We start from the raw sequence: 25,901 nt of genomic DNA, 5'->3' as shown, positions 1-25,901 counted from the left end.
ACTGCAGGGGGGACCCTGTGGGAGAGTAGGACGCCGCCGAACAATCATTCACAGAGAACCCCCATCCGGGAAACCGGATGGGGGTTCTTTGCGTTGTGATTCATTCGTCCTGGAGTTCTTCGTCCTCTTCCCACCGCCGTGATTGTGCCTGGGCCGACGCCCGGCCATCGGGTTGGGGCGGTACCGCCGCCGTTCCCCACGCCGGTCGGGTCAGCCAGGCGTCCCTGTCGTGGGTGAGCCGGGCGATGCCCGTCCCGTCCGGCCGCATGGTGTAGAGGTCGGCCCCGGAGCCGGCGGGGTCCTGGGCGAAGACGATGGACTTGCCGTCGGGCGCGTAGGCGGCGGTGCCGTAGAAGACGTCGGACGGGGCGGGGGTCAGCGCGCCGATGGCGGTGCCGTCGGGGTGGACGGTGTAGATGCCGCCGCCGGGGGCGTCGGCGCGGCCGGCCGGGTGGGTGGTGAAGAGGATCTGGGTGCCGTCGGGGGACCAGTTGGCGCGGTCTCCGGCGCGCAGTTCCCAGGGGGTGAGTTGCCGGAGCCCGGTGCCGTCCGCGGCGACGACGTAGATGGCGCGGCTGTTGGCGGGCTGACCGGTGGCGTTGGTGCGGTACTCGAAGGTGAGTCGCTTGCCGTCGGGGGACCAACTGGGGTTGCTGACCTGCCCGGAGTACGGCTTGTCGTTGGTGAGGAAGGTGAGCCGCTGGACGTCGGTGCCGTCGGGGCTCATCAGGTAGAGGTCCGAGTACTGGACCTGGTATTTGTCGGCCGGGTCGAGGGCGCCCCAGGAGCGGCTGAAGGCGAGTTGCTTGCCGTCGGGCGAGTAGGCGGGGGCGCGTTCGTCCTCGTTGGCGCAGTCGGCGGTGCCGGTCTCGCAGAGCTGGCCGATCTGCTGGGCTCCGTCGCCGGTGTTGGCGACCGTCCAGAGGCGGGCGGCGCCGCTCCGTGGGTCGGTCCGGTCGAAGGCGATCGTGCTGCCGTCCGGGGACCAGTCGGGGCGGTCGTCGCGGGTGCGGTCGGGCGGCTGGGTGACCTGGTGCCAGTTGGTGCCGTCGGGTGCGAGGGTCACGATGGCGCTGGTGGTGCGGGCGGCGTCGAGGAATTCCCCGCCGACGATCAGGCCGTTGTGCGCGGGGGCCGCAGGCGTTCCGGCGGCGGCGCCGACCACGCCGGGGCTCGCGGCGGCGGTCGGCGACTCGGGTGCGGTGGAGGGGGCGTCCGCCTGGATCTCGGACAGGGGGATCTCACCGGGTTCGGCGCCGCACCCGGTGAGCAGGGCGCTCAGCAGCAGAAGGCCCGCACCGGCGCTGGCGCGGGTGCGGGCCTCGGGTGTGGACCTGGGGGACTGCCCTGTGCGGGTCATCCGTGTCATATCCGCTCCGACCTTTCCGACCTCTCCGGCGTTCGCTCCGTCTCCGATGCTGGACGAAGGACCCTCAAAGGGGCTGTCACTGTGTCAGACGGGGAGCGTCGGCGACCGGGCGACACGCGACGCCTCGCGTTCGATCGATCACACGGAGTAGAAGGTCTCGCGGAGTGGCGGTGCGGGGCGGACCAGGGACGGGGCTGGTCAGCCCGTCAGCCCCGGGCGGCGCGGCGTTCGGCCTTGGCGAGGGCCTCCGCCTCGTCCTCGGCCTCGGCGACCTCCAGGGTGGGCGCGGTGCCGTCGAGGTGGGTGGGCAGCCACCAGGTGTCGTCCGGGCCGGAGGGCTTGCCGGGATACTCGCGCTGGGCCTGGTCGAGCATCTCGCTCATGGCCGCGCGCAGCCGTCTGGTGACCATGACGGGCTTGTCGTCCGGGCCGAGGTGAATCGGTTCGCCGATCATGATGGTGACGGGGACGTGGCGCTTGGTCAGGGTCTTCGGGCGGCCCTTGGTCCAGAGCTGCTGGGTGCCCCAGAGGATGACGGGCAGCAGCGGGGTGCCGGAGTCGGCGGCCATCCGGGCGGCGCCGGTCTTGAACTTCTTCAGCATGAACGAGCGGCTGATGGTCGCCTCGGGGAACACCCCGACGACCTCGCCGGCCTTGAGGGCGCGCACGGCGGCCTCGTACGCGGGCTGCCCGTCGGTGCGGTCGACCGGGATGTGCTTCATGCCGCGCATCAGCGGGCCGGAGACCCGGTGCTTGAAGACGTCGTCCTTGGCCATGAAGCGGGTCTTGCGCTTGCCGCCGCGGTAGGCGCCGAGGCCGGCGAAGAGGAAGTCCAGGTAGCTGATGTGATTGCTGACCAGTACGGCTCCGCCCCTGGCGGGGATGTTCTCGGCGCCTACGATCTTGATCCGCACGTCGAGCGCACGGAAGGCGGTGAGTGCGGCGCCGATCACCGGCGGGTACACGAACTCTGCCACGGTCAGTCCTGACTTCCACGGGCCGGAGCCCGGTACGGCGGGTACCCGCGTCGCTGAGTGGGGGCCGACCGGAGCGCGGCACGCCGCGGCGGTCACGGGTGATTCACGGAGATGATCCCCCGAACGAGTGCCTGCTGTCACCTGAGCCGTGCGGTCAAGCGGATATTCGCGGTGTGATCTCCGTGATGAGTTCGGGTGGGAACTTTTCCCTCCCCGGCGACCTGGAGGCCCGGTCCGTCCCGAAGGCCCAGGGGCCCCAGGGCTGCGGTCAGGCTCCGGCGCCGAGGCGCCCCTGGGCGCGCCGGACGAGGGGGTAGATCTCGCGGCCGAGGCAGTAGCCGAACGCGGCGTTGAGGAAGGCCGCGGCCAGGGCGACGGCCGTGGCGAGTAGGCCGAGCCAGGCCACCCCGGTGAGGAAGCCGAGGGCGCCGACGGCGGCGAACACCAGGCCGACGCCCTGCGCGAAGCGGGGCGGCCGCTCGTCCTCGGTCTCGGAGGGCGGGGTCAGCCGGGGGAGGAGGAAGGCCTGGTAGAGCCAGCCGTAGGGGGAGAGCCGCAGGCCGCCGAACGCTCCGAGTGCGAAGACGAGGGCCTGGACGGCCAGCAGCACGTCGCTGCCGGTGATGAGGGCGGCGGCCAGGACGACCGAGGTGAGCGCGGCGGCGAAGCGGGGACCGCGAGGGTCGATCTGCACGAGGGCTCCGGGAGGGTCGCGACGGGCGGCGGCGGGGCGCGTCAGCGACAGCGGGTGGTGGTGGCCCGGCCCAGGTCGACGACGCGGCGGGAGGTCAGCAACGGCGGTGCGGTGCGGTCGGATTCCACCCGGCGATCGTACGCGGGCCCGGCCCGGTGGTCGACCTCCCTTTCGGGGCCCGGGGCCGCTGCCGCAGACTGGGGGATGGCCGGGTTGGTGGTGTGCGTCGTCGTGCCGGCGTCGGCGACCGCCTCCTGGCTGCTACGGGTACGGCGCGACGGGAGGCTGAGGGTGCGCACCAACGGCGGGGCGGTACGGCTGTCGGAGGCGGAGCTGGGCGGGGCGCTCGGCGAGCGGGCGACGCTGGTTCAGTTCTCGACGGCGTTCTGTCAGCCGTGCCGGGCCACCCGCCGGGTGCTCGCGGAGGTGGCCGGCATGGTCGACGGGGTGGCGCACGTCGAGGTGGACGCCGAGGAGCGGCTGGAGCTGGTCCGCCGGCTGGAGATCCTGCGCACGCCGACCGTCCTGGTGCTGGACGGGGGTGGCCGGGTGGTGCGCCGGGCGGCCGGACTGCCGCGCAAGGTGGACGTGATCGCGGCGCTCGGCGAGACGGTGTGAGCCGGGCCCCGGCGGTCCTGTGGCGGATATGTAGCCCGATCAGGTGGTGTCGGGGTTGCCCTGGGGCAGGATGGGCGCAGACGGAAGTGCAGCCGCCCGGCCTAAGCTACTGGCCAGTAGTGACCACTGGACTACTGCCGAGTATGCTGCCAGGAAGTTCCGGACCGGCACGGGAACTCGCTGCCCGGAGCGGGTGCGCACCGTGTTCGCGCCCCGCTTGCACAGCCGCAGCCGCCGGACGAGACCAGTACAGGAGACAGGCCGTGAGCTTGAGGATCGTTGTCTGTGTGAAGTACGTGCCGGACGCGACGGGTGACCGTCGGTTCGCGGACGACCACACCACCGACCGGGAGGGTGTGGACGGCCTTCTGTCGGAGCTCGACGAGTACGGCGTGGAGCAGGCGCTGCGGATCGCGGCGGCGAACGAGGGTGCCGAGGTGACGGTGCTGACGGTCGGGCCGGACGATGCGAAGGACGCGCTGCGCAAGGCGCTGTCGATGGGTGCGGACAAGGCCGTGCACGTGAACGACGAGGACATCCACGGTTCGGATGTGATCGGGACGTCGGCGGTGCTGGCGAAGGCGCTGGAGAAGACCGGGTTCGACCTGGTGATCGGTGGGATGGCGTCGACGGACGGTTCGATGGGTGTGCTGCCGGCGCTGCTGGCGGAGCGGCTGGGCGTGGCGCAGGTGACGCTGCTGTCGGAGGTGTCGGTCGAGGGCGGTGTGGTGCGGGGCCGTCGTGACGGTGACGCGGCGACCGAGCTGGTGGAGGCGGCGCTGCCGGCGGTGGTGTCGGTGACGGATCAGTCGGGTGAGGCCCGGTACCCGTCGTTCAAGGGGATCATGGCGGCGAAGAAGAAGCCGGTCCAGTCGCTGGACCTGGACGATCTGGGCATCGAGGCCGATGAGGTCGGTCTGGCGGGTGCGTGGACGGCGGTGGAGTCGGTGGCGGCGCGTCCGGCGCGGACCGCGGGCACGGTCGTCAAGGACGAGGGCGAGGGCGGCAAGCAGCTCGCCGGCTTCCTCGCCGACCAGAAGTTCATCTAGTCCCCCCCCGTTCGCGCATCCAACGATCGATCAGGAGCAACGAATCATGGCTGAGATCCTGGTTCTGGTGGACCACGCCGACGGTGTGGTCCGTAAGCCGGCCCTCGAACTGCTGACCCTGGCCCGCCGGATCGGCGAGCCGTCCGCGGTCGTGCTGGGCGCCGGCGCCGCCGCCGCCGGCATCGCGGCCAAGGCCGCCGAGTACGGCGCGGCCAAGGTGTACGTCGCCGAAGGCGCCGAGTTCACCGACCAGCTGGTCGTCCCCAAGGTGGACGCCCTCACCCAGATCGCCAAGGCCGGCGACGCCGCCGCCGTCCTGGTCACCTCCTCCGGCGAGGGCAAGGAGATCGCCGCCCGCGTCGCACTGCGCCTGGGCTCCGGCATCATCACCGACGCCATCGACCTGGAGGCCGGTGACGGCGGCCCGGTCGCCACCCAGTCGGTGTTCGCCGCGTCCTTCCAGGTGAAGTCGAAGGTGACGAAGGGCGTGCCGGTGATCACGGTCAAGCCGAACGCGGTGGCCCCCGAGGCCGTTGCGGGCGCGGGTGCGGTGGAGAACGTGGCGGTGGAGTTCACCGGCAACGCGGCCAAGGTCACCTCGCGCACCCCGCGGGTCTCGACCGGCCGTCCGGAGCTGACCGAGGCCGCGATCGTGGTCTCGGGCGGCCGTGGCGTCGGCGAGGCGGCCGGCTTCGGCGTCGTCGAGGAGCTCGCGGACGCGCTGGGCGCGGCCGTCGGTGCCTCGCGTGCCGCCGTCGACGCGGGCTGGTACCCGCACAGCAACCAGGTCGGCCAGACCGGCAAGCAGGTCTCGCCGCAGCTGTACATCGCGGCCGGCATCTCCGGCGCCATCCAGCACCGGGCGGGCATGCAGACCTCGAAGACCATCGTCGCGGTCAACAAGGACCCGGAGGCCCCGATCTTCGAGCTGGTCGACTACGGCGTGGTCGGCGACCTGTTCGCCGTGCTGCCGCAGCTGACCGCCGAGGTGAAGTCCCGCAAGGGCTGATCCCCGCGCACGACAGTGGGAGGGCGTGGCACCGGGTAACCGGCGCCACGCCCTCCGGCGTTTCCGGCCCCAGGCCGGCCCAGGCCGGTACAAGCCAGGCGGGCGGCAGGCGGCGGCCAGTGACCGCCGCCCACGGACGGCCCGGGTGCGGCCCGTAGAGTCGGCGCGACAGCGTGAGACGAGGGCGAGGACGGAAGCATGGCACTGCTGACCGCACTTCAGGGCGACTACGGGGACACGGCGGACGCGCTGCGGATCGACGGGCGGGCGCTGTCCCGCGAGGAGCTGCTGGGCGCGGCGACCGCCGTCGCCGACCGGGTGGCCGGTGCGCCCGCGCTCGCCGTGCTCGCCCGGCCCGCCGTCGAGACGGTCGTCGCCGTGGTCGGCGGCCTGCTGGCGGGCGTGCCCGTGGTGCCGCTGCCGCCCGACTCCGGGCCCAAGGAGCGCGAGCACATCCTGCGCGACTCGGGTGCGGTGCTGCTCGCGCACGCCGTGGGTGACGTCGTACCGGGTGAGGTGGAGGGGCTGCCGGTCGACCCGACGGAACGCGCCGCCACCACGTTCGCCGAGCCCGCGCCGGACGCCACCGGCTTCGTCCTCTACACCTCCGGCACCACCGGGGCGCCCAAGGGAGCCGTGATCCGGCGCCAGGCGGTCGCCGCCGACCTGGACGCGCTCGCCGTGGCCTGGCAGTGGACCGCCGAGGACACCCTCGTCCACGGCCTGCCGCTGTTCCACGTCCACGGACTGATCCTCGGCGTCCTCGGCGCCCTGCGGACCGGCAGCCGGCTCGTGCACACCGGGCGGCCCACCCCGGAGGGGTACGCGGCCGCGGGCGGCAGCCTGTACTTCGGGGTGCCGACCGTCTGGTCCCGGGTGGCGGCCGACCCCGGGGCGGCGGGTCGGCTGGCCTCGGCCCGGCTGCTGGTCTCCGGCAGCGCGCCGCTGCCGGTACCCGTGTTCGAGAAGCTGGCTGCGCTCACCGGGCACGCCCCGATCGAGCGCTACGGGATGACCGAGTCGCTGATCACCGTCAGCACCTGGGCGGACGGCGAGCGCCGGCCCGGCAGCGTCGGCCTGCCGCTGGACGGGGTGCGCACCCGGCTGGTCGGCGAGGACGGCGCGCCGGTGCCCTCCGACGGGGAGAGCGTCGGAGAGTTGCAGGTCGCCGGGCCGACCCTGTTCAGCGGGTACCTCAACCGGCCCGACGCGGATGCCGAGGCCTGGACGGCGGACGGCTGGTTCCGTACCGGGGACGTCGCCGTGATCGGTGAGGACGGCTTCCACCGGATCGTCGGTCGCGCCTCCGTCGACCTGATCAAGAGCGGTGGCTACCGGATCGGCGCCGGCGAGGTGGAGGCCGCGCTGCGCGACCACCCCGCGGTCGCCGACGCGGCGGTGGTCGGTGCGCCGGACGAGGACCTCGGGCAGGCCATCGTCGCGTACGTCATCCCGGACGGCGCCGTGACAGGGGAACAGCTGACGGCCTTCGTGGCGGAGCGGCTGTCCGCGCACAAGCGGCCGCGCCGGGTCGTGCTGGTGCCCGAACTGCCCCGGAACGCGCTGGGAAAGGTGCTGAAGAAGCAGCTGCTGGCGGAGGCCGACCAGCAGGGATGAGGGGGCGTCGGGCCGCGGCCCGATGACTGGCCTTCACCCTGATGCCCCGTCGGTGCTCACCGGCCGTGAACCCTTCCATTGGCTCACTCCACTGCGCGCCGTGAGCGGACGCGTGCCTACCGTGACACGCAGGCAGAACTGAATCCCCTCCCGGCATGCCGCGGCTCCCGGTCGCACGACCGGAGGCCGTGGCATGCCGGGCGGGGTCTGCCGAGCCGTACGTGCCGTCTCACCGGGACGTGCGTGTCCGTAGCCGATTCCGCAGCCGCCCCCGTGGCGGCAGTTCGCAGCAGTGAGGGAAGACAGCAGGATGACCACCGTCAACACCGGCGCGCCGGGTGCCGCCGACGAACCGACCGGGCAGCACGCTGCCGCCACCGTCGACCAGCGGGCGGCTGACGTCCGCCCCGTCCGTCCCGTCCGTCCCTCGCGGGTCGCGCGGGTGCGCCGGGGGATAGGCATGGTGGCCGTGATCGTGGCCGGTGCGGGTGTGATCGGCGTCGGCCCCGGTGTCAGCCCCGCGGCCGCCGAGTCGGCACCGGCGCACGCCGGGTGGGACGGCTCGCGGTACTGGTTCAAGAACAGTCAGGGGCAGTGGCGCTGGACCACGCACTACGACGTGTACGTGGCGCGGACAGGGGGCGGATCCTCCTCCGCGGCGAAGTCCCCGTCGACGGGTGCGAAGTCGAGCGGCGGGATCAAGCAGGGGTGGGACGGGTCGCGGTACTGGTTCAAGAACAGCAAGGGGGAGTGGCGCTGGACCACGCACTACGACGTGTACGTGGCGCGGACGGGCGGCGGGTCCCCGTCGTCGTCCGGATCGTCCGGATCATCCGGATCGTCCGGGTCGTCCTCGTCGGGTTCGTCGGGCTCGGCCGCCGGCGCGGTGGCGGGTGACCAGGGCATCGAGTCCGCCGTGCAGTTCGCGCTGAGCCAGCTGGGCAAGCCGTTCCGGACCGCGGGCAACGGGCCGGACGGGTACGACTGCTCGGGCCTCGTGCAGCAGGCCTTCCGGCGCGGCGGGGTGGACCTGCCGCGGGTGGCCAACGACCAGTACGCGGCGACCACGCCCATCAGTGCCGGCCAGCTGCGCCGGGGCGACCTGCTGTTCTGGTCTCCCAACGGCACCAAGCGGGGCATCCAGCACGTGGCGATCTACCTGGGCAACAACCAGTACGTCGAGGCGGCGCGGCCGGGGACGCTGATCCGGATCTCGGGGATCAGCAGCGGCTACTACCCGTCGTACATGGGCCGGCCGTAGGCCGAGTGCTAGACAAGTGGGCGGGGGCGTTCGGGAGTTGTGGCCCGGGTGCCCCTGTTCGAGGCGGGCTGGGGCCGCCCGGCCGGCCTGGTCCGCCCGGCCCGCCCGGCGCCGTCGGGCAGTGGCTGGTCAGAGGTCGGTCGGGCGGGGGAGGGCGCCACGGGCGCCCAGGGCGGTGACGGCGAACGCGCCGGCGGCCACAGCGGTGGCGGCCGCGGCGGGGAGGGAGGCGCCGCGGGCGAGTCCGGCGGCGAGGGCGCCGCAGAAGACGTCACCGGCACCGGTGGTGTCGACGACCTGGACGGCGGGGGCGGGGAGTCGGGCCGACCGTCCCTCGGTGGCGACCAGCGCGCCCTCGCCGCCGAGGGTGAGCACGACGCCGTCGGCGCGGCGGGCGAGGGCCCGGGCGGCCTCCTCGACGGTGGGGGCGCCGGTCAGCTGGCGGGCCTCGACGGCGTTGGCGACGACCAGGGGGCGGCGTCCGGTCGGACCGGTGTCGGGGAGCGAGCCGGCCGGGGCGGCGTTGTGCACCCAGTGGGTGCCGTCGGCCGGGAGGGCGGCGGCGGTCGCGCGGATGCACTCCTCGGGGACCTCGCCGCTGGTGAGGAGCACGTCGACGGGGAGCAGGTGCAGGCGGGCGAGTGCGGCGGTGACCTCGGCGGCGGTCAGGTGGGCGTTGGCGCCGGGGACGACGACGATGCTGTTCTCGCCGGCGGGGTCGACCATGACGATCGCCTGCCCGGTCGGCGCGTCGGGGTGGGTGAGCACGGAGCCCGTCTCGACCTCCGCGCCGCGCAGGTCGGTGAGCGCGGCTTCGCCGTCGGCGTCGCGTCCGACCTTCGCGACCAGGTGGACGGCGGCGCCCATGCGCGCCGCCGCCACCGCCTGGTTCGCGCCCTTGCCGCCGAACCCCTGGGTGGCGGCGGTGGCGAGGACGGTCTCGCCGGGGGCGGGGAGGACGGGGCAGCGGAGGATGCGGTCGGCGTTGACCGAGCCGATGACGATGACGCGGCCGACTGGGAGCAGCTTCATCGTTCCTCTGTACGTGCTGGGGTGCGCGCGGCGCAAGCGGGCGCTGGGGGGCGCGCGAGGGGCGCGGGGAAGAATATGTCGACCGGTCTACTGAATTATGCAGACCGGTCTAGAGATTGTCGGGAGAAATCTGTCGGTCGGTCTACATAGTCGGGTGGAGGGGGTGATGCGAGGTGATCTGGGGTGATGATGGCGCACGGGAAGTCGGGCAGGCCGACTTTCTGTGCGCGCAGGGTGTGAGCAGGGTGCAACTTTGATGTAGACCGGTCTACATATTTCTCCCGGAAGGCGGCTGGCCTGGGCACATGCCCCTGTCAAGGGGCGGGGTGGGGCGCAACGGCGGGCGCGGCGGGGAGGTATGGGGAGCGGCGTGGCGCGGGTACCACCACGGGTGGCGCTGGTTCGGCCGACGGGGGCGCTGCCCGGTGCGAACGGCATCGGGGCAAGTCGAGGGCAGGGGACGTTGTGATCGTCTGGGTCAATGGCACATTCGGGGCGGGCAAGACGAGTGCCTGCCGCGAGCTGGTGGAACTGCTGCCCGGGAGCGTGCTCTTCGATCCCGAGCTGGTGGGCTTCGGCCTGCGCCGGATGCTCCCGGCCGACCGGCTGGCGACGGTGTCCGACTTCCAGGACCTGGCGGCCTGGCGCCGGCTCGTCCCCGAGACGGCGGCCGCGCTGCTCAGTGAGGTCGCGGGCCCGTTGGTGGTCCCGATGACCCTGCTCAGGGAGGACTACCGGGACGAGATCTTCGGCGACCTCGCCTCCCACGGCATAGCGGTGCACCACTTCGTCCTGGACCCAGAAGAAACGATCCTGCGTCACCGCATCGCCCACCGCGACGAGTGCCCGGGAGATCCGGAGGCCAGCGAGCGGGTCCGCATGTGGTGCTTCGAGCACGTGGCCCGCTACCGGGCCGCCCGGCGCTGGCTGGTCGAGGACGCCCGGATGCTCGACACCAGCGAGCTCACCCCCCGCGAGACCGCCCACCGGATCGCCGAACTGGTCCGCGTCGGCGCCGCCCGCTGCCCCATCGTCCAGACCCCTGACCCGACCGGGGACACCGTGGCCTCCGCCGTCCTGTTCTTCGACGAACAGGACCGCGTCCTGCTGGTCGACCCGGTCTACAAACCCGACTGGGACTTCCCCGGAGGCGTGGTCGAACGCGGTGAGGCCCCCACCGACGCGGCCCTGCGCGAGACCGCCGAGGAACTGGGCCTGCGGCTCGACCCGACCGGGCTGCGCCTGCTCGCCGTCGACTGGGAGCCGCGCACCGGCCCGCGCCGCGGCGGCCTGCGCCTGATGTACGACGGCGGCCAACTGGACGCCGCCGCCCGCCAGAACCTGCTGCTCCAGGCGGAGGAACTGCGCGACTGGCGCTTCGTCACCCTGGACGAGGCCGCCGACCTGCTGCCCCCGAGCCGCTACCGCCGCCTCGCCGCCGCCCTGGACGCCCGCCGCAGCGGCGAGTTGCGCTACCTGGAGGCGGGCCGCCGGGTCGCGCTCGGCCTGGCCAGCACGGCGGACGCGGCGTAGCCGCCCGGGCGCCTGACGAGCCCGGGCGCCTGACGAGCCCGGGTGCCGGGCGGTCCAGAGGTGTTGGCCGCCGCCCACAGGTGTTGGCCGCTGTCCCCGGGCGTTGGCCGCCCCGCAGGCGTTGGCCGCAGCCCCCGGGCGTTGGCTGATGGCCCGGCAGGGGCGGGAGGATGGGGGCATGCCGTTCACACTGAGCCACCCCGCCGCCGTCCTGCCCCTGCTGCGCGCCGCCGGGGAGCGCGGGCCGCTGGTCGCCTCGGCGCTGGTCGCCGGATCGATGGCGCCCGACGTCCCGTTCTTCGCCGAGTCGCTGCTGCCCGGGGTGTACGGCCACGGCGGTCTGACGCACCGCTGGTGGGCCGTGCCGACGCTGGACGTGGCGATCGCGGGCGCGCTGGTGGCCGGTTGGCACGGTCTGCTGCGCGCGCCGCTGGTGGCGCTGCTGCCCGACCGGTGGGCGGGCGCGGCCGAGGCACTGACGGTCCGGCGGCCCGCCGGAGGCGGGGCGGGTACGGGGGCGGCGTGGTTCGCGGCGTCGGCGGCGATCGGTGCGGCCACCCACGTCGGCTGGGACGCGTTCACCCACGAGGGCCGGCTGGGTGTCCGGCTGCTGCCGGTGCTGGACCGGGAGGTGGCCGGGGTTCCGCTCTACTCGGCGCTGCAGTACGGCAGTTCGGCGCTGGCCCTGGCCGCGATGGCGGGCTGGGCGGTGCGGGCGGTGCGGGGCGTGGAGCCGGTCCGCCCGGCCGTGGCACTCGCTCCCCGGGCGCGCCGGGCCGCCGTCATGGCCCTGGGCGCGGCGACGGCGGCCGGAGTGCTGCACCGGCTGGCCCCGCTGCGGCGGAACCTGATCCCGGAGTTCTGCTTCGGCGCCGGAGCCGGGCTCGCGGTGGGCGCGGTCGGTTACGCGGTGGTGACGGGTGCCGCCCGCAGGTTCCGGGGCGGGCGGCCGGTGCCGGGGACCGCCGACGGCGGTCCCCGGACCAACGCGCGTCAGACCGAGCGCAGTTCGGCGTAGCGGCGGAGGAACAGGGCCTCGGAGAGGGCCATCCGCTCCAGTTCCTGCGGGTCGACGCTCTCGTTGACCGCGTGGATCTGGGTGGTCGGCTCCTCGACGCCGATCAGCACGATCTCGGCCTTCGGGTAGAGCGAGCGCAGCGTGTTGCAGAGCGGGATCGAGCCGCCCTCGCCGGAGGCGACCATCTCGGTGCCGAAGGCCTCGGCCATGGCCTCGCCCATCGCCTCGTACGCCGGGCCGGTGGTGTCGGCGTTGAACGGGGCACCGGTGCCCTGACGTTCGACGGTCAGACGGGCGCCGAGCGGGACCTGCGCCTCCAGGTGGGCGACCAGCGCGTCCTGGGCGGCGGTCGGGTCGTTGCCCGGCGGGACGCGCAGGCTGACCAGGGCCTTGGCGGCGGCCTGGACGGAGGAGGTGGCGCCGATCACCGGCGGGGCGTCGATGCCGAGGACGGTGATCGCGGGGCGGGCCCACAGGCGGTCGGCGATGGTGCCGGTGCCGGTCAGGGCGACGCCGTCGAGCACCTTGGCGTCGGAGCGGAACTGCTCCTCCGGGTACTGGACACCGCTCCAGGTCTGGCCGCCGGTCAGTCCGGCCACCGCGACGTCGCCGTGCTCGTCGTGCAGCGAGGCGAGCATCCGGACCAGCGACTGCAGCGCGTCCGGGGCGGCGCCGCCGAAGGCGCCGGAGTGCAGGTTGCCGGCCAGGGTGGTGACCGCGACCTCGACGACCGTCATGCCGCGCAGCGAGGCGGTCACGGTGGGCAGGCCGGCGGCGAAGTTGCCGGTGTCGCCGATGATGATGGCGTCGGCGGCGAGCAGTTCGGGGTGGGCCTCGGCGTAGCGCTCCAGGCCGCCGGTGCCCTGCTCCTCCGAGCCCTCGACGATGATCTTCAGTCCGACCGGGTAGCCGTCGCCGTACGCCTGCCGCAGCGCCCGCAGGGCGGTCAGGTGCATCAGGATGTTGCCCTTGCAGTCGGCGGCGCCGCGCCCGTACCAGCGGCCGTCACGCTCGGTCAGTTCGAAGGCGGGGCTGAGCCAGGCGTTCTCGTCGAGCGGGGGCTGGACGTCGTAGTGCGAGTAGAGCAGCACGGTCGGCGCGCCCTGGGGGCCGGGCAGTTCGGCGTAGACGGACTGGGTGCCGTCCGGGGTGTCCAGCAGCTGGACGTTGGTCAGGCCTTCGGCGGCGAAGGCATCGGCGACCCAGCGGGCGGCCTTCTCGCACTCCTCGACCGGGAACTGGCGCGGGTCGGCGACCGAGGGGAAGGCGACCAGTTCGGCGAGGTCGGTGCGGGCACGGTCCATCAGGGACCGGACGGCGTCGGCCAGCGGCTGTGACATCGGGGCTCCGAGGGGAAGGCTTCGCCCGGGGGGTGGTGCGGGCGGAGGGGGCGGTTTGGGTACCGCCGATCATAGGCGGACTCGAACAGTCCGATCGGGTGGTTTTACCCGGCGATCCCGCCCGGCGCACCGTCTGGTGGATCGGTCCGATGGATCGCCCCGGGCTCGGCCTGGGTTCGATCTGGGTTCGGTCTGGCGTTCGGGGCGGCGCGGCCAGCGGCGGGTCCGGCGGACGCATAGGATTGCTCGACGTGACTGACTCCGGAAGCTCCGATTCCCGCAGCCCACTCGACACCGAGGCCTCGCCGCTCGACGCCGAGGTGTCCGGACGGCCGTCAGGCCGGTCGTCAGGTCAGCCGTCAGGCGAGGCGTCCGAGGGGGCGCCCGAGACGGTGTCCGAGACCGGGACGGTGCCCGAGGCCGGGACCGAGACGGTGTTCGAAGCCGCGACCGAGGCTGGGACCGAAGCCGAGACCGAAGCCGAGACCGCGCCGAGGGCCGGCCGGTCGGCGCCCGAGCCGCTCGACGGCGTCTGGGACGTCGTGGTGGTCGGCGCCGGACCGGCCGGAGCCTCGGCCGCGCACGCCGCCGCCGTCCAGGGCCGGCGGGTGCTGCTCCTCGACAAGGCCGAGCACCCCCGTTACAAGACCTGCGGTGGCGGCATCATCGGCCCGTCCCGGGACAGCCTGCCGCCCGACTTCCGGCTGCCGCTGCAGGACCGCGTGCACGCCGTCACCTTCGCCTACGACGGGCGGTTCACCCGGACGCGTCGGTCCCGGCGGATGCTGTTCGGCCTGGTCAACCGGGACGAGTTCGACCTGCGCCTGGTGCAGGCGGCCAAGCAGGCCGGGGCGGTGCTGGTCACCGGAGTGACCGTCACCGGCGTCGAGCAGCGCGGCGGCGAGCACCGGACGGCGCTGGTGACGGCCGCCGACGGGCGCACCTTCGAGGCGCGCGCGGTGGTCGGCGCGGACGGCAGCGCGAGCCGGATCGCCCGGCACGTCGGCGTCACCTTCGACCAGATCGATCTCGGCCTGGAGGCGGAGATCCCCGTCCCGCCGCAGGTCGCCGCGGACTGGTCGGGCCGGATCCACCTCGACTGGGGCCCGCTGCCCGGCAGTTACGGCTGGGTGTTCCCGAAGACCGAGTCGAGCAGCCTGACCGTCGGCGTCATCTCGGCGCGCGGCGACGGCGAGCGGACCAAGCAGTATCTCGCCGACTACATCCGGCGGTTGGGGCTGTCCGGCTTCACCCCGAGCGTGGAGTCCGGGCACCTGACCCGCTGCCGGGCCGAGGACTCGCCGCTCTCCCGCGGCCGGGTGCTGGTCGCCGGGGACGCGGCCGGACTGCTGGAGCCGTGGACCCGTGAGGGCATCTCGTACGCGCTGCGCTCGGGCCGGCTGGCCGGCGAGTGGGCGGTGAAGGTCGCGGAGGCGGGCAAGGCGGCGGACGTGCGGCGCGAGGCGCTGAACTACGCGTTCGCCATCAAGGCCGGGCTGGGCGTGGAGATGCGCGCCGGCAAGCAGCTGCTGGGCGCCTTCGAGCGGCGCCCGTACCTGTTCCACGCGGCGGTCTGCCTGGTGGCGCCGGCCTGGCGGGCCTTCGCCCGGACCACCCAGGGGCACACCTCCTTCGCGCAGGTGCTCCGGCAGTACCGGGCGGCCAGGAAGCTGGCGGCGATGGCGTCCCGGTGACGGGAGGCCCTGGAAGCGGGTGCGGCCCTGGAGGCCCGTCGGGCACCTGAGGCACCTGGGGCACCTGAGGCGCGGGCCGGCGCTCCGTTGTTCTCGGAGCGCCGGTCCTTGCTGCCCCACCGGCCCAACGGGCCGTGCCCTCCGGCTATTTGAGCCCGGAGTCGAGTGCGTTGATGAGCGTGCCGGAGGGAGTGTCGCCGGACATCTCCCAGATCATGCCGCCGAGCAGGTTCTTCGACTTGAGGTAGGCCGTCTTCTGGGCGATCGACCAGGCGTCGTCGAAGGTCCACCACTGGCCGCCGGCTCCGGTGTAGCCGTACGTCGCAATGGACTTGGGGTCGTGGTACACGGTCAGGTTGGGGACGCCGGTGATGAGGTTGTTGTAGCCGCGGGTGCCGGCCTCCTCGCTGAACTGGCCCGGGGCCGCGCCGTTCGCGGACTGCCACACGCCGGAGGCGCCGCCGTCCGCCACGCCCTGCCAGCCGCGCCCGTAGAACGGGAAGCCGATGGTGAGCTTGCGCGGGTTGACCCCGGCGCCGAGGTAGGTCTGGACCGCCGCGTCCACGCTGAAGTGGAAGTTGTACGGGTCGTTCGGGTCGGCGTAGAGGTTGGCCTGGGGGCCGGTGCGGTTGGGCTCCCAGGAGTTGTCGCTGCCGGAGCCGTGGAAGTCGTAGCCCTGGACGTTGGCGATGTCCAGCGAGCTGAAGATCTTCGTGAGGTCCCAGCCCGCGGCGACCTTCGCCGGGTCGGCCGGGGTGAAGGCGGTGAGCAGCTTGTGCGAGCCGCCCAACGCGTCGAGCTGCTTGCGGAATTCGGCCAGCAGCAGGGTCAGATTGCCCTTGTCGTTGGCGCTCCAGTGGTTGCCGGCGTGGCCGTCGGCGGAGCCGGGCCACTCCCAGTCGAGGTCGATGCCGTCGAAGATCCCGGCCGCCACGCCGTCGCCGCCGGCGCCGTTGTAGACCGGCAGGTTGCCCTTGATCCACACGTCGAGGCAGGACTTGACGAACTTCTGGCGGGATGCGTCGGTGGCGGCGACGTCCGAGAAGTACTTGGAGTACGTCCAGCCGCCGAGTGAGACGACCACCTTCAGGTTCGGGTACTTGGCCTTCAGCTTCTTCACCTGGTTGAGGTTGCCGCGGAGTTTGCCCCAGCCGTCGTCGGCCACGCCGTCCACCGACTGGTCGGCGCTCATCGGGCGGGCGTAGTCGGCGTCGGCGTCACCGGCGCCGGTGCCCTGGTCCGGGTCCTGCGGGTTGGCGGTGGTGCCCTTGGTGACGCCCGCCAGGCAGGTCAGGTTGACCGGATCGATGTTCTCGAAGGCGTAGTTGACGACGTCGAGCTTGGCCGCGCTGCCGGAGGTGTCGAGGTTCTTGACGAAGTACTGGCGGCCGTAGATGCCCCACTGGACGAAGTAGCCGACCCGGGCGTACTTTCCGGCGCCGACCAGGTCCGAGGTGGTGGCGGTGAGCGGGGCGGAGGCGGGCGAGGCGTTGTCGGCGGGGTCGCGGGCCTTCACGGTGAACGTGTAGGTGGTGGACGGGGACAGGCTGCCGACCGTCGCGGTCAGGGTGCCGCCGCCGACCGTCGCCACCAGCGTGCCGCCCTGGTAGACGTCGTACGCGGCGACCCTGACGTTGTCGGTCGCGGCGTTCCAGGCGAGCGTGACGTCTGACGAACTGACCGCCGTGGTACGGAGGTTGGTCGGCGCGGTGGGCGGGACCGGGTCGGTCGACGGGTCGAAGGTGGCGGCGGTGACGGGCGCGCTGAGTGGTCCGGTGTTGCCGCGGCTGTCCTTGGCCCGGACGGTCAGCGTGTACGTGGTGGCCGGGGTGAGCCCGGTGAGCAGGGCGCTGGTGGTGGCGCTGGAGCCGACCACGGTGGCGCCGTTGAGCACGTCGTAGGAGGCGACCGGGAAGTCCCCGCCGGTGGCGACCGGCCAGGTCAGGGCGAGCGTGTGCGCGGTGGACTCGGTGACCGCCGGGGTGCCCGGCGCGGACGGCGGGACGTCGGCGGTGCCGTCGCACTTGTCGCCGTTGACGCGGCAGTTGGTGGGGGTGGCGACCGGGCCGTTGCCGACGAACCAGAAGCTGTACGGCTCGGTGGTGCTGTGGGCGTTGACGGTGGCGTTGTAGAACGCGTTGGTCGCGGTGACGTGCTGGCCGTTGACGGTGGCGGTGCCGTTGTAGCTGTTGCCGATGGTGACGCCGGCAGGCAGGTCGAACTCCAGGGTCCAGCCGGTCACGGCGGTGGCGTTGTCGTTGTGGACGATGTAGGTGCCCTGCCACCAGGAGCCGTTGTTGGCGGTGGTGAAGGCGGCGGTGAGCTTTCCGGCGGCGTTCGCCGGGGCGGCCAGCGCGGTGAGCGCGGCGAGGGGCAGGAGCAGGACGGAGAGCAGTGCCAGCAGTCTGCTGCGCACGCGCGGGCGCCTGGCCCGGGATCGAGCGGACATGGTTCTCCCTGTGACTGTGGGGGTTGGACAGGGTGACGTAGAACCGCCGTGCTTGGTGCGTGTGCGATGGGTGCCCGCGCCGTGGGGAGACGGGGCATGGGCACTGTAGGAGGACTGGACCAATGCGTCAACAGGTCTGTACCACTGGGTAGTTGGGGGATTCGTCGGGGTAGTGCGGGCCGGTCGGGGGCTGCGGGGGCGAACAGGTGGCAACTTTCAGATAACAGATAACAGATGTTGAAATCTGTTATCTGTTACTTGTCACCTGTTCGCCCCCGTCAGTTCGTCCCCGAGCGGGCTGCGCAGGTACAGCACCGAGCGGCCGTGCCGGGCCCGGGTGACCAGGCCGGTGGCGGCGAGGACGGACAGGTGCTGGCTGACCGCGCCGGGGGTGACGCCCAGCCGGTAGGCGAGGTCGGTGGTGGAGGCGGGTTCGGCGAGCAGGGCCAGCAGTCGGGCCTTCGGCGCGCCGACCAGCGCCTCCAGCGCCCGCGGCGGCACCGGCGTCCCCGGGCCGGCCATGCCCGCCTGGCCGCGCGCCGGGTAACTGATCTGCGGCGCACGCTCGTTGCTGATCATCGTGATCGCGCCGCGGGCGAAGAAGGTCGGGATGAGGACGAGGCCGCGGCCGTCCACGGCGGTCTCCGCGTCCCAGTCCGTCCACCGGCGGTTGATCGACAGGACGCCGTCCTCCCAGTGCAGCCGGTGGTCCAGGTCGGCGAAGAGCGCCGCCGCGCCGTGCTGGGAGAGCAGCCGGGCCCGGTAGACCAGGTCGGCGTCCAGGACCGCACGGGCCTGCGGCCACCAGGACGGCGCGAGGCAGACCTCCCAGTACTCCTCCAGCGCGTCGGCGATCCGCTGCAACAGCCGCGCCGGGTCGGCCAGTCCGGCGGCGAGCGCGGCGGGCAGGGGCCGCCCGTGCGGCAGGAAGACCTGCTCCAGTTCGGGGCGCAGCTGCTCCGGCGGCAGCGCGCGGACGGTGGCCAGCTCGGTGCGGAAGTCGGCGGCGGGCGAGGCCGGGCGGGGCGTCAGGAAGTCGGGGATCCAGCGGTTCCCGGCGATGAGTGACAGCAGCAGCGTGGAGTCCAGCCGTTCGAAGGCGGGCCGGAGCCGCTCGAAGGCCGGGGTCTGGAGCTGGTAGACCCCGGGGTGGGTCCACATGCGCAGGCTGAGCGAGGCCTCCTGGATCGGGGAGACGGCGAACCAGGTGGTGGCGAGGTCGGCCAGGCCGAGCGTGAAGCGGTGCACGGGGGGTGCTCTCCTGCGGCGCGGCGCATGGGCGCCGGGGCTGGGGCGCGTGGGGCGCGTGGCTTTAGCCAGAGCCTAAAGGAGTACCGGACCCGGGCCGTCGGGCGGTGTGATCAGCACATGACCACCACCTCGCCGGCGGAGACGTCCGGACCCGACCCCGCCATGCCCGGAGGCGCCGCCATCACGGCAACCACCGCAAGCACCGCAAGCACCGCAAGCACCGCAAGCACCGCAGACACCGCAACGATCGCAACGACCGCAGACCCCGGAGACACCGCAGACCCGCAGGCCGGCGGCGGGCTCGTCAGCGTCGTGCGACGGCGGCTGCACCCCGACCCGATGGTCCGGCGGCTGGCCGGGATCACTCTGGTCAACACGATCGGCAGCGGCCTGTCCCTGTCCGTCGCGGTGCTGTTCTTCACCCGGGTGCTCGGTCTGAGCCCCGCCCAGCTGGGGCTCGGGCTGACAGCCGCCGGCCTGTGCGGCGTCGTCGCGAGCGTGCCGGCCGGGCGGGCCGCCGACCGTTGGGGTGCCCGGCCGGTGCTGGTCGTGCTGGTCGCAGTGCAGGCGGTCGGCACCGCCGGGTACACGCTCGTGCACAGCTATCCGGCCTTCGTGGTGCTGGCCTGCGGGGTCGCGGCCGTCGACCGCGGGTCCGCCGCCGTGCGGAACGCGCTCTACGCCGAGGTGCTGCCGCCCGACCGCCGGGTGGCGGGCCGGGCCTACCTGCGGGTGGTGACCAACGTGGGCATCTGCCTGGGGACGGCCGTCGGCGCGATCGCGCTCCAGGTGGACACCAAGCCAGCCTATCTGACGGCGATTCTGGCCGACGCCGCTTCCTTCGTGGTCGTCGCCGTGCTGTTCCACCGCCTCCCCGCCCACCGCCTCCCCGCCCACGCGCACCCGGCCCCGGTCGCGCCGTCCGCGGAACCGGGGGACGGCGGTGCCCGGCGGGGCAAGCGGCGCAATCCGGCGCTGCGGGACGGCCCGTTCCTGGTCGTGACGGTGCTGAACGCGGTCCTCGCCCTGCAGTTCGCCGTCCTGGAGGTCGGCGTGCCGCTGTGGATCGTCCATGACACCGAGGCGCCCCGGATCACCGTCGCGGGCACCCTGATCGTCAACACCCTGCTGGTGATCGCCCTTCAGGTGCGGGCCACCCGGGGGACGGAGGACCGGGCGACGGCCGCCCGGCTCTGCGGCCGCGGGGGGCTGCTGCTCGCCGCCTCGTGCCTGGTCGTCGGCCTCGCGCACGGCCTGCCCGCGCTCGTCGCCGCCGTGGTGGTGCTCGGCGGCATCGCGCTGCAGTCGCTGGGCGAGGTGTTCGGCCAGGCCGGCGGCTGGGCGCTCAGCTACGACCTCGCGGGGGAGCGCGACCACGGCGCCTACCAGGGCGTGTACAACGCGGGTTCGGCGGCGTCGATGATGGCCGGTCCGGCCTTGGTCAGCACTGCCGTGATCGGGTTCGGTCTGGCCGGCTGGGCCGTCCTGGGTGCGGTGCTGGCGGCGGCGGGCCTGGCGATGGGCCCCGCCGTCCGGTGGGCCGGGCGACGGGAAGGGGACGCCGAGGCTCGGTGACGCGGCTACTCCTGGACGAGCGTGAGGGCCTCGATCCCGATCAGCGCCTCGGGCGGGATTGGCTCTGGCCGAGGGGCGGGTGGGCGTGCCAGAGTCGTCCGGGCGTCGCCCGGGCACCCTGGGCGGCGCGGCAGTCCGACCCACCCTCAGCCGGAAGGCAGGCCCCGCCGATGACCAGCGCAGAGCCCCTCGTCCGCGTCACCACCGCCGACGCCGTCACCACGATCACCCTCGACTCGCCGCACAACCGCAACGCACTCTCCACCCGGCTGATGGCCGAGCTGCACGCCGGTCTGGCGGTCGCCGCGGCCGACCCGGAGGTCCGGGCCGTGGTGCTCGGGCACACCGGCAAGGTGTTCTGCGCGGGTGCGGACCTGTCCGAGGCGACCGGCGCGGACCCGACGGTCGGCCCGCGCGGACTGGTCGAGCTGCAGCGGGCGATCGTCGACTGCACCAAGCCGGTGATCGCCGTGATCGACGGGCACGCCCGGGCCGGCGGCCTCGGCCTGATCGGCGCGGCGGACCTCGCCCTCGCCGGGCCGGCCGCGACCTTCGCGTTCACCGAGGTCCGGCTCGGCCTCGCGCCCGCCGTGATCTCGCTGCCGCTGCGCCCCAAGCTGGACCCGCGCGCCGCCTCCCGCTACTACCTCACCGGTGAGGTCTTCGACGCCGTCGAGGCCGCCCGGATCGGCCTGATCACCCGCGCCACCGAGTCCGCCGAGGACACCGGGGTCGTGTTGAAGGGCCTGCTGGACGCGCTGCGCCAGGGCTCCCCGCAGGGGCTGGCGGAGTCCAAGCGGCTGGCCAACGCCGAGGTGGTGCGGTCCTTCGAGCGGGACGCGGAGGGGCTGGTGGAGTTGTCGGCGCGGCTGTTCGGGTCGGCGGAGGCGCAGGAGGGGATGCGGGCGTTCCTGGAGAAGCGGCCCGCGCGCTGGGTGCGCTGAACCCGGGCCGCTCCACCCCCCCCGGCCCCTGATCCCAGCGCGCGGCACGCTACCCGCGGCGCGTTACCCGCGGCGCGCTACGTGCAGCGCGGCCTCAGCCGATGACCGCGCTGGTCCGCCAGAGTTCGAGCAGCGCCTCGTCGCCGGCGAGTTCGACCTGCGCGGACCCGACCGGGAGCCGGTTCCACAGCAGCAGGTACAGGTCGTGGGCGGGGCCGGTGAGGGTGAGGTCGGCCGGTTCGGCGGTGCCGCCCGTGCCGACGGCCGGCGGCTCCTGGGTGATGGTCAGCTGCCAGGAGCCGGGGCCGTCGGTGGTCCGGACCCCGATGGTGCGGGTCCGTTCGCTGCGCAGCCGGGAGCGGCTGCTGGCCACGAAGCCGCCCAGCAGTTCGTCGATGCCGTCGAGGGCGAGAGCGGTGTCCACCCTGGGGCCCTCGGTGCCGGCCGCCGCGTCGGCGTCGGCGCGGTGGACGGCGGTCTCGTGCGCCTGGCGGCGGGCCCAGAACCTGAGCGGGCTGGGCGACGGCAGGAAGCTCCAGCACTCGACGTCGGCCGGGGCCCGGGTGAGCGTGTCCACCAGGGCGGCGTGGCCTTCGCGGAACCAGTCGAGCAGTGCCGCGTCGGACGGCGCCGGCCCGATCACGGCCCGCCTGCCGTCCTCGTCGAGGGGCGCGGGCAGGCCCTGGGAGGGGTAGGCGGCGGCCCAGCGGTGGACGTTTCCGACGTGCCTCAGCAGGTCGTTGAGGCTCCAGTCCGGGCAGGTCGGTACGGGGGCGGCGAGGTCGGTACGGGCGGCCGCTTCGGCGAGCAGGGTGCCCTCGCGGCGCAGGGCGTCGATGTGTTCGGTGATCTCCATGGGGGGAGTGTTGCACCGGAGCCCGCCGGCCGGTTGCGGTTTTCGGACCCGCCCGGGTGGAGGGTCGGGCCTGGCCGTGGGAGGCCGCAGGCCAGGGTGGGTGCGGGGCCGGTGTGATGTTGACCGCCCGGCGGCCGGCCGGACCCTACGGGCCGGTAACGTGAGGGCATGCCGATAACCCGTTCGCTGCTCTCCGCGGTCCGAGCCGGTGGCCGCCGTGCCGCCGGCCGCCTCGTCCACCGGGGCTGGCGCTGGGTGCAGAGGACCGGTGCGGTCACCCGGCAGAGCCCGGGCCCGTACCGGTTCGGCGAGTTGGGCGACGGTACGACGCTGGCGTTCCCGCTCGGCGCGGTCTTCAACGAGCAGTGGATCACCATCGGGCCGTTCTCGATCATCGGCGAGCGGGTCACCATCAGCGCCGGTTTCCTGCCCGGCCTCGACCTCGGGCCCGAGCCGATCGTACGGATCGGCGGCGGCTGTGTGATCGGCCGGGACAGCCACATCGTGGGCCACCAGTCGATCGTCCTCGGCGACGACGTGTGGACCGGGCCCGGCGTCTACATCTCCGACCAGGCGCACGAGTACCGGTCCACCGACCTGCCGATCGGCAAGCAGTGGCCGCGCAACGAACCGGTGGAGATCGGTGCCGGGAGCTGGATCGGCACCGGCGCGGTGATCCTGCCGGGGGCCCGGATCGGCCGCAACGTGGTGGTCGCGGCGGGCGCGGTGGTGCGCGGCGAGGTGCCCGACCACAGCGTGGTGGCCGGGGCGCCGGCCAAGGTGGTCCGCCGTTGGACGGCCGAGGAGGGCTGGCAGCCGCCGCTGCGCCACGACGCACCCCAGCCGGTGCCGGACGGCGTGACGGCGGAGCAACTGCGGGCCCTGGTGGGGTGGGACCTGCGGTTGCCGGGGGAGCAGGGCTGATGCACCCGCGCCGCCGTTCCCGGTGGGGCGGGTGCCGGTACGTCGCTATCGGACTGCGGGGGCCTGTTCGGCGGCGCGGGCGGCGATGGCGGCGGTGATCCGCAGGACGTCGGCGGGGCGGGCGGGGTCGAGGCCGGTGAGGGCGGCGATCCGGCGCAGCCGGTAGTCGACGGTGTTCGGGTGCAGGTGCAGGGCGCCCGCGGTGTGCCGCCGGTTGAGCCCGCCGGCCAGGTGGGTGCGCAGGGTGGTGAGCAACTCGCCGCCGTCGGCCAGTGGTTCGAGCAGTGCGGCGAGCCGGGAGCGGGCCTGGCTGGGGCGGGTGAGCTGGTATTCGAGCAGGACGTCGTCGAGCCGGTACAGGCCGGGTGGACGGTCGAACGCGCGGGCCACGTCCAGGACTTCGTACGCGAGCGCGGCCGCGCCCGGCACCTCGTCGGGTGCGGCGGCCGCTGCCGCGGCCAGGACGGGGACGCCTCCGGCCCGGGCGGCCGCGGCGACGGTGGCGGCGAGGTGCTGCCACGGGAGTTCGGCGGGCGTGCCGGGGCGCCCGGACGCTCGCTCCGGTCGGGGCTCCGGCCGGGCCTCCGGGGGCGGCCCGAGCGGGACGAGCACGAGGCCGCCCGAGGGGGTGAGCGCGGTGATCGCCGACTGCCGTGTCCGGTGGTCGAGTTCGGCGACTAGCCGGCGGAGCTTGCGGCGGCCGGCGATGCCCGGGTCGACGCCGGGGGCGTGCTCGTCGGGGTGGTCGGCGACGGCCAGGCACAGGACGGCGTACCGGGGCGGCAGTTGGAGCCCGGCCCGGGCGGCGGCCTCGTCCGCCGGGGCGCCGGCGAGCAGTGCGGTGAGCAGCGACTGCCGGGCGGCGCCGCGCCGGTCGCCGGTCGGGCGGCGTTCGTCGAGGTAGCCGGCGCCGGCGGCGGTGGTGGCCTGGCGGAGCTGGTCGAGCAGCAGCCGGTTGAGGACGAGCAGGTCGGCGGCGTCGCCGTCGCGGGCGTGCCGGGTGACGAACTCCCAGCAGACCTCCAGCCCGAGGTGGTGGGCGAGCAGGACGGCGTCCAGCGGCAGGCCCTCCTCGGCGCGGCGGGCGGCGGCCTCCCGGACGGCGGCGAACTCCTCGTCGGGGGCGGGGAGTCCGGTGCGGACGGCGTGGGCCAGGGCGCGGATCCGGCGCTCGGTGTCGCGGGTGAGTTCGCCGGTGAGCTGTTCGCGGGGCAGGCGGTGGTACACCGGCACGCGGTCCAGCAGGGCGGCGACCACGCTCTCGGCCAACTGGCGTACACCGCCCAGGAGTCGTTGGTCGGCCGGTCGGCCGCCGATCACCGGGACGCGCCAGCCGGGCGTGCGGTCGGCGGTGCGGTCGATGGTGTGGTCGGCGGTGTGGTCGGGTGCGCGAACGGCGGTGTGGTCGGGGACGGCGGTGGGCTCGGGCGCACGGACGGGTGTGCGGTCGGCTGCGGCGGCGGGCGCGGAGTGCGGCTCGGAGCGGGGTGTGGCGTCGGGTGAGCGGCCGGGCGAGGCGGCGGGTGCGTTGTGACCGGTCACAGAGAACACCGTCCAGGTCTGGGGAACGCCCAAGGGCCGGGCCGGAGGGGCGACCGCATGATGGAGCCACTCGGGTTACCTGTTGGTAACAAACTTCCGCCGTGGAGGCAACAGTTGAGAACCCCACTTCTCCGCTTCTCCGCAACTCCCGTGCGCCGCAGGCTCGGCGGGGCCATCGGCGCGACCGTGCTGGCGGGCGCGATGCTGGCCGGCGCGTCGGCCGCCCCGGCGAGCGCCGTGACGTCCCCCTCCGTCGCGCCCGCCGCCGCCCGCTCCCTCAGCGCTGCCGCCACCTCCGCCGCCGCCGAACTGCCGCCCGACGGTGACTCGGTGGCCTCGCCGCCCGGCGCCAACGACTGGAACTGCCGCCCGAGCGCCGCCCACCCCGATCCGGTGGTCCTCGTGCACGGCACCTTCGCCAACCGCTACGAGAACTGGCTCGCGCTCTCCCCGCTGCTGAAGGGCCTCGGGTACTGCGTCTTCGCGCTCGACTACGGCACCATCCCGGGCATCACCTCCAGCGGCAGCGGCCTGCTGCTGCCGATCGGCGGCCTGGGCCCGGTGCCCGAGTCGGCCGCCCAACTCGGGCGGTTCGTCGACCTGGTGCTGAAAGCGACCGGCGCGGCCAAGGTCGACATCGTCGGGCACTCGCAGGGCGGCATGCTGCCGAACTACTACCTGAAGTTCCTCGGCGGGGCCGCGAAGGTCGGCCGGCTGGTCGGCCTGGCGCCGTCCAACCACGGCACGACGCTCGACGGGATCACCAAGCTCGTGCCGTACTTCCCCGGCGTCGCGGACCTGATCTTCACCGTCTGCCAGGCCTGCCGCGACCAGGCGGTGGGCTCCGACTTCAACCGCACGATGGCCTCCCGCCCGGACACCGTGCCGGGCGTGAGCTACACGGTGATCTCGACCGTGTACGACGAGGTCGTCACCCCGTGGCGGACCCAGTTCCTGACCGGCCCGGCCGTCGACAACGAGGTGCTGCAGAACCACTGCCCGATCACGCTCGCCGAGCACGTGGCGATCGCGTTCTCGCCGACGGCGCTGCACCTGGTGACCAACGCCTTGGATCCGGCGCACGCCACACCGGTGTTCTGCGGCTGAGCCGCACCCACCGGAACGCTGCGGCCCGGGAGGCCTCCCTCC

The 25,901-nt window shown here is 73.8% G+C and carries 22 protein-coding genes; 12 read left to right on the top strand and 10 right to left on the bottom strand.

The genetic code is table 11. The features are described 5' to 3' along the window. Positions 1 to 100 precede the first annotated feature (100 nt). The 4 genes from ACFWPI_RS37135 to ACFWPI_RS37120 form a co-directional block, all read right to left on the bottom strand. Positions 101 to 1,360 carry a TolB family protein gene (locus ACFWPI_RS37135; protein WP_380380987.1) on the bottom strand — a complete coding sequence of 420 codons (1,260 nt, stop codon included), beginning with the start codon at positions 1,358 to 1,360 and terminating at the stop codon, positions 101 to 103. Positions 1,361 to 1,575: 215 nt separating this feature from the next. Continuing rightward, a complete protein-coding gene (locus ACFWPI_RS37130; RefSeq protein ID WP_380346447.1) occupies positions 1,576 to 2,346 on the bottom strand; it encodes a lysophospholipid acyltransferase family protein in 771 nt (256 codons plus the stop codon). Positions 2,347 to 2,614: 268 nt separating this feature from the next. Further along, positions 2,615 to 3,040: a DUF4395 domain-containing protein gene (locus tag ACFWPI_RS37125; RefSeq protein ID WP_063350143.1), complete on the bottom strand. Its 426-nt coding sequence runs from the start codon at positions 3,038 to 3,040 to the stop codon at positions 2,615 to 2,617. A 41-nt stretch (positions 3,041 to 3,081) separates the two neighbouring features. Further along, on the bottom strand, positions 3,082 to 3,339 hold the full coding sequence (locus ACFWPI_RS37120) for a hypothetical protein (RefSeq protein ID WP_380380991.1): 258 nt from the start codon (positions 3,337 to 3,339) through the stop codon (positions 3,082 to 3,084). Here ACFWPI_RS37120 and ACFWPI_RS37115 point away from each other — a divergent pair. The 5 genes from ACFWPI_RS37115 (at position 3,245) to ACFWPI_RS37095 (ending at position 8,594) form a co-directional block, all read left to right on the top strand. After that, a complete protein-coding gene (locus tag ACFWPI_RS37115; protein ID WP_380380989.1) occupies positions 3,245 to 3,658 on the top strand; it encodes a thioredoxin family protein in 414 nt (137 codons plus the stop codon). The two genes, ACFWPI_RS37120 and ACFWPI_RS37115, sit on opposite strands and share 95 nt — an antisense overlap. Positions 3,659 to 3,921: 263 nt before the next feature. Continuing rightward, the gene (locus ACFWPI_RS37110; protein ID WP_079135488.1) at positions 3,922 to 4,707 is read left to right on the top strand and encodes an electron transfer flavoprotein subunit beta/FixA family protein; all 786 of its coding nucleotides are present in this window, start codon (positions 3,922 to 3,924) and stop codon (positions 4,705 to 4,707) included. 46 nt (positions 4,708 to 4,753) lie between these two features. Then, a complete protein-coding gene (locus ACFWPI_RS37105; protein ID WP_063350144.1) occupies positions 4,754 to 5,716 on the top strand; it encodes an electron transfer flavoprotein subunit alpha/FixB family protein in 963 nt (320 codons plus the stop codon). A 198-nt stretch (positions 5,717 to 5,914) separates the two neighbouring features. Next, the gene (locus ACFWPI_RS37100) at positions 5,915 to 7,333 is read left to right on the top strand and encodes an acyl-CoA synthetase (RefSeq protein ID WP_380379343.1); all 1,419 of its coding nucleotides are present in this window, start codon (positions 5,915 to 5,917) and stop codon (positions 7,331 to 7,333) included. Between the two features lie 310 nt (positions 7,334 to 7,643). Then, a complete protein-coding gene (locus ACFWPI_RS37095; protein WP_380379340.1) occupies positions 7,644 to 8,594 on the top strand; it encodes a C40 family peptidase in 951 nt (316 codons plus the stop codon). A gap of 129 nt (positions 8,595 to 8,723) precedes the next feature. On the opposite strand, the gene ACFWPI_RS37090 is transcribed toward ACFWPI_RS37095, so the two are convergent. Further along, positions 8,724 to 9,626 (bottom strand): PfkB family carbohydrate kinase, encoded by a 903-nt coding sequence (locus tag ACFWPI_RS37090; RefSeq protein ID WP_380379338.1) that lies wholly within the window; start codon positions 9,624 to 9,626, stop codon positions 8,724 to 8,726. 465 nt (positions 9,627 to 10,091) lie between these two features. Between ACFWPI_RS37090 and ACFWPI_RS37085 the strand changes: the two genes are divergently transcribed. Both ACFWPI_RS37085 and ACFWPI_RS37080 read left to right on the top strand, forming a co-directional pair. Then, complete coding sequence (locus tag ACFWPI_RS37085) at positions 10,092 to 11,159, top strand: NUDIX hydrolase (protein WP_063350148.1); 1,068 nt, start codon at positions 10,092 to 10,094, stop codon at positions 11,157 to 11,159. Between the two features lie 178 nt (positions 11,160 to 11,337). After that, positions 11,338 to 12,177, top strand: a complete 840-nt coding sequence (locus tag ACFWPI_RS37080; RefSeq protein ID WP_380379336.1) for a DUF4184 family protein — start codon at positions 11,338 to 11,340, stop codon at positions 12,175 to 12,177. Here ACFWPI_RS37080 and ACFWPI_RS37075 read toward each other — a convergent pair. Then, the gene (locus ACFWPI_RS37075) at positions 12,153 to 13,517 is read right to left on the bottom strand and encodes a dipeptidase (protein ID WP_380379333.1); all 1,365 of its coding nucleotides are present in this window, start codon (positions 13,515 to 13,517) and stop codon (positions 12,153 to 12,155) included. The two genes, ACFWPI_RS37080 and ACFWPI_RS37075, sit on opposite strands and share 25 nt — an antisense overlap. A 392-nt stretch (positions 13,518 to 13,909) precedes the next feature. On the opposite strand from ACFWPI_RS37075, the gene ACFWPI_RS37070 reads away from it, so the two are divergent. Next, positions 13,910 to 15,211: a geranylgeranyl reductase family protein gene (locus ACFWPI_RS37070; protein WP_380379350.1), complete on the top strand. Its 1,302-nt coding sequence runs from the start codon at positions 13,910 to 13,912 to the stop codon at positions 15,209 to 15,211. A gap of 145 nt (positions 15,212 to 15,356) precedes the next feature. Here the strand turns inward: ACFWPI_RS37070 and ACFWPI_RS37065 are convergent, their stop codons facing one another. Both ACFWPI_RS37065 and ACFWPI_RS37060 read right to left on the bottom strand, forming a co-directional pair. Continuing rightward, positions 15,357 to 17,660, bottom strand: a complete 2,304-nt coding sequence (locus ACFWPI_RS37065; RefSeq protein WP_380379331.1) for a glycosyl hydrolase family 18 protein — start codon at positions 17,658 to 17,660, stop codon at positions 15,357 to 15,359. Between the two features lie 261 nt (positions 17,661 to 17,921). Beyond that, on the bottom strand, positions 17,922 to 18,908 hold the full coding sequence (locus ACFWPI_RS37060) for an ArsR/SmtB family transcription factor (RefSeq protein ID WP_380379329.1): 987 nt from the start codon (positions 18,906 to 18,908) through the stop codon (positions 17,922 to 17,924). A 120-nt stretch (positions 18,909 to 19,028) separates the two neighbouring features. Here ACFWPI_RS37060 and ACFWPI_RS37055 point away from each other — a divergent pair, with 120 nt between their 5' ends. Both ACFWPI_RS37055 and ACFWPI_RS37050 read left to right on the top strand, forming a co-directional pair. After that, on the top strand, positions 19,029 to 20,486 hold the full coding sequence (locus ACFWPI_RS37055; protein WP_380379327.1) for an MFS transporter: 1,458 nt from the start codon (positions 19,029 to 19,031) through the stop codon (positions 20,484 to 20,486). 170 nt (positions 20,487 to 20,656) lie between these two features. After that, positions 20,657 to 21,430, top strand: a complete 774-nt coding sequence (locus ACFWPI_RS37050) for an enoyl-CoA hydratase family protein (RefSeq protein ID WP_380379325.1) — start codon at positions 20,657 to 20,659, stop codon at positions 21,428 to 21,430. A 94-nt stretch (positions 21,431 to 21,524) separates the two neighbouring features. On the opposite strand, the gene ACFWPI_RS37045 is transcribed toward ACFWPI_RS37050, so the two are convergent. Continuing rightward, complete coding sequence (locus tag ACFWPI_RS37045) at positions 21,525 to 22,286, bottom strand: maleylpyruvate isomerase family mycothiol-dependent enzyme (RefSeq protein ID WP_380379324.1); 762 nt, start codon at positions 22,284 to 22,286, stop codon at positions 21,525 to 21,527. A gap of 168 nt (positions 22,287 to 22,454) precedes the next feature. Here ACFWPI_RS37045 and ACFWPI_RS37040 point away from each other — a divergent pair, with 168 nt between their 5' ends. Continuing rightward, positions 22,455 to 23,210 (top strand): acyltransferase, encoded by a 756-nt coding sequence (locus ACFWPI_RS37040; protein ID WP_380379322.1) that lies wholly within the window; start codon positions 22,455 to 22,457, stop codon positions 23,208 to 23,210. Positions 23,211 to 23,255: 45 nt separating this feature from the next. Here ACFWPI_RS37040 and ACFWPI_RS37035 read toward each other — a convergent pair whose 3' ends face one another. Then, positions 23,256 to 24,752, bottom strand: coding sequence for a PucR family transcriptional regulator (locus ACFWPI_RS37035; protein WP_380379320.1), 1,497 nt, complete (start codon positions 24,750 to 24,752; stop codon positions 23,256 to 23,258). A 201-nt stretch (positions 24,753 to 24,953) separates the two neighbouring features. Here ACFWPI_RS37035 and ACFWPI_RS37030 point away from each other — a divergent pair, with 201 nt between their 5' ends. Next, positions 24,954 to 25,859, top strand: a complete 906-nt coding sequence (locus ACFWPI_RS37030) for an esterase/lipase family protein (RefSeq protein ID WP_380379347.1) — start codon at positions 24,954 to 24,956, stop codon at positions 25,857 to 25,859. Positions 25,860 to 25,901 lie beyond the last annotated feature (42 nt).

The sequence above is a fragment of the Kitasatospora sp. NPDC058492 genome (genome assembly GCF_042720685.1).
In the GTDB taxonomy this organism is placed as follows: domain Bacteria; phylum Actinomycetota; class Actinomycetes; order Streptomycetales; family Streptomycetaceae; genus Kitasatospora.
This window is presented reverse-complemented; position numbering and strand designations above follow the sequence as displayed.

Coding starts and splice junctions, on each gene's coding strand:
- ACFWPI_RS37135 (WP_380380987.1), bottom strand. CDS start 1,360: ATGACCCGCACAGGGCAGTCCCCCAGGTCCACACCCGAGGCCCGCACC.
- ACFWPI_RS37115 (WP_380380989.1), top strand. CDS start 3,245: ATGGCCGGGTTGGTGGTGTGCGTCGTCGTGCCGGCGTCGGCGACCGCC.
- ACFWPI_RS37105 (WP_063350144.1), top strand. CDS start 4,754: ATGGCTGAGATCCTGGTTCTGGTGGACCACGCCGACGGTGTGGTCCGT.
- ACFWPI_RS37100 (WP_380379343.1), top strand. CDS start 5,915: ATGGCACTGCTGACCGCACTTCAGGGCGACTACGGGGACACGGCGGAC.
- ACFWPI_RS37095 (WP_380379340.1), top strand. CDS start 7,644: ATGACCACCGTCAACACCGGCGCGCCGGGTGCCGCCGACGAACCGACC.
- ACFWPI_RS37090 (WP_380379338.1), bottom strand. CDS start 9,626: ATGAAGCTGCTCCCAGTCGGCCGCGTCATCGTCATCGGCTCGGTCAAC.
- ACFWPI_RS37080 (WP_380379336.1), top strand. CDS start 11,338: ATGCCGTTCACACTGAGCCACCCCGCCGCCGTCCTGCCCCTGCTGCGC.
- ACFWPI_RS37075 (WP_380379333.1), bottom strand. CDS start 13,517: ATGTCACAGCCGCTGGCCGACGCCGTCCGGTCCCTGATGGACCGTGCC.
- ACFWPI_RS37065 (WP_380379331.1), bottom strand. CDS start 17,660: ATGTCCGCTCGATCCCGGGCCAGGCGCCCGCGCGTGCGCAGCAGACTG.
- ACFWPI_RS37055 (WP_380379327.1), top strand. CDS start 19,029: ATGACCACCACCTCGCCGGCGGAGACGTCCGGACCCGACCCCGCCATG.
- ACFWPI_RS37050 (WP_380379325.1), top strand. CDS start 20,657: ATGACCAGCGCAGAGCCCCTCGTCCGCGTCACCACCGCCGACGCCGTC.
- ACFWPI_RS37045 (WP_380379324.1), bottom strand. CDS start 22,286: ATGGAGATCACCGAACACATCGACGCCCTGCGCCGCGAGGGCACCCTG.
- ACFWPI_RS37040 (WP_380379322.1), top strand. CDS start 22,455: ATGCCGATAACCCGTTCGCTGCTCTCCGCGGTCCGAGCCGGTGGCCGC.
- ACFWPI_RS37030 (WP_380379347.1), top strand. CDS start 24,954: ATGCTGGCCGGCGCGTCGGCCGCCCCGGCGAGCGCCGTGACGTCCCCC.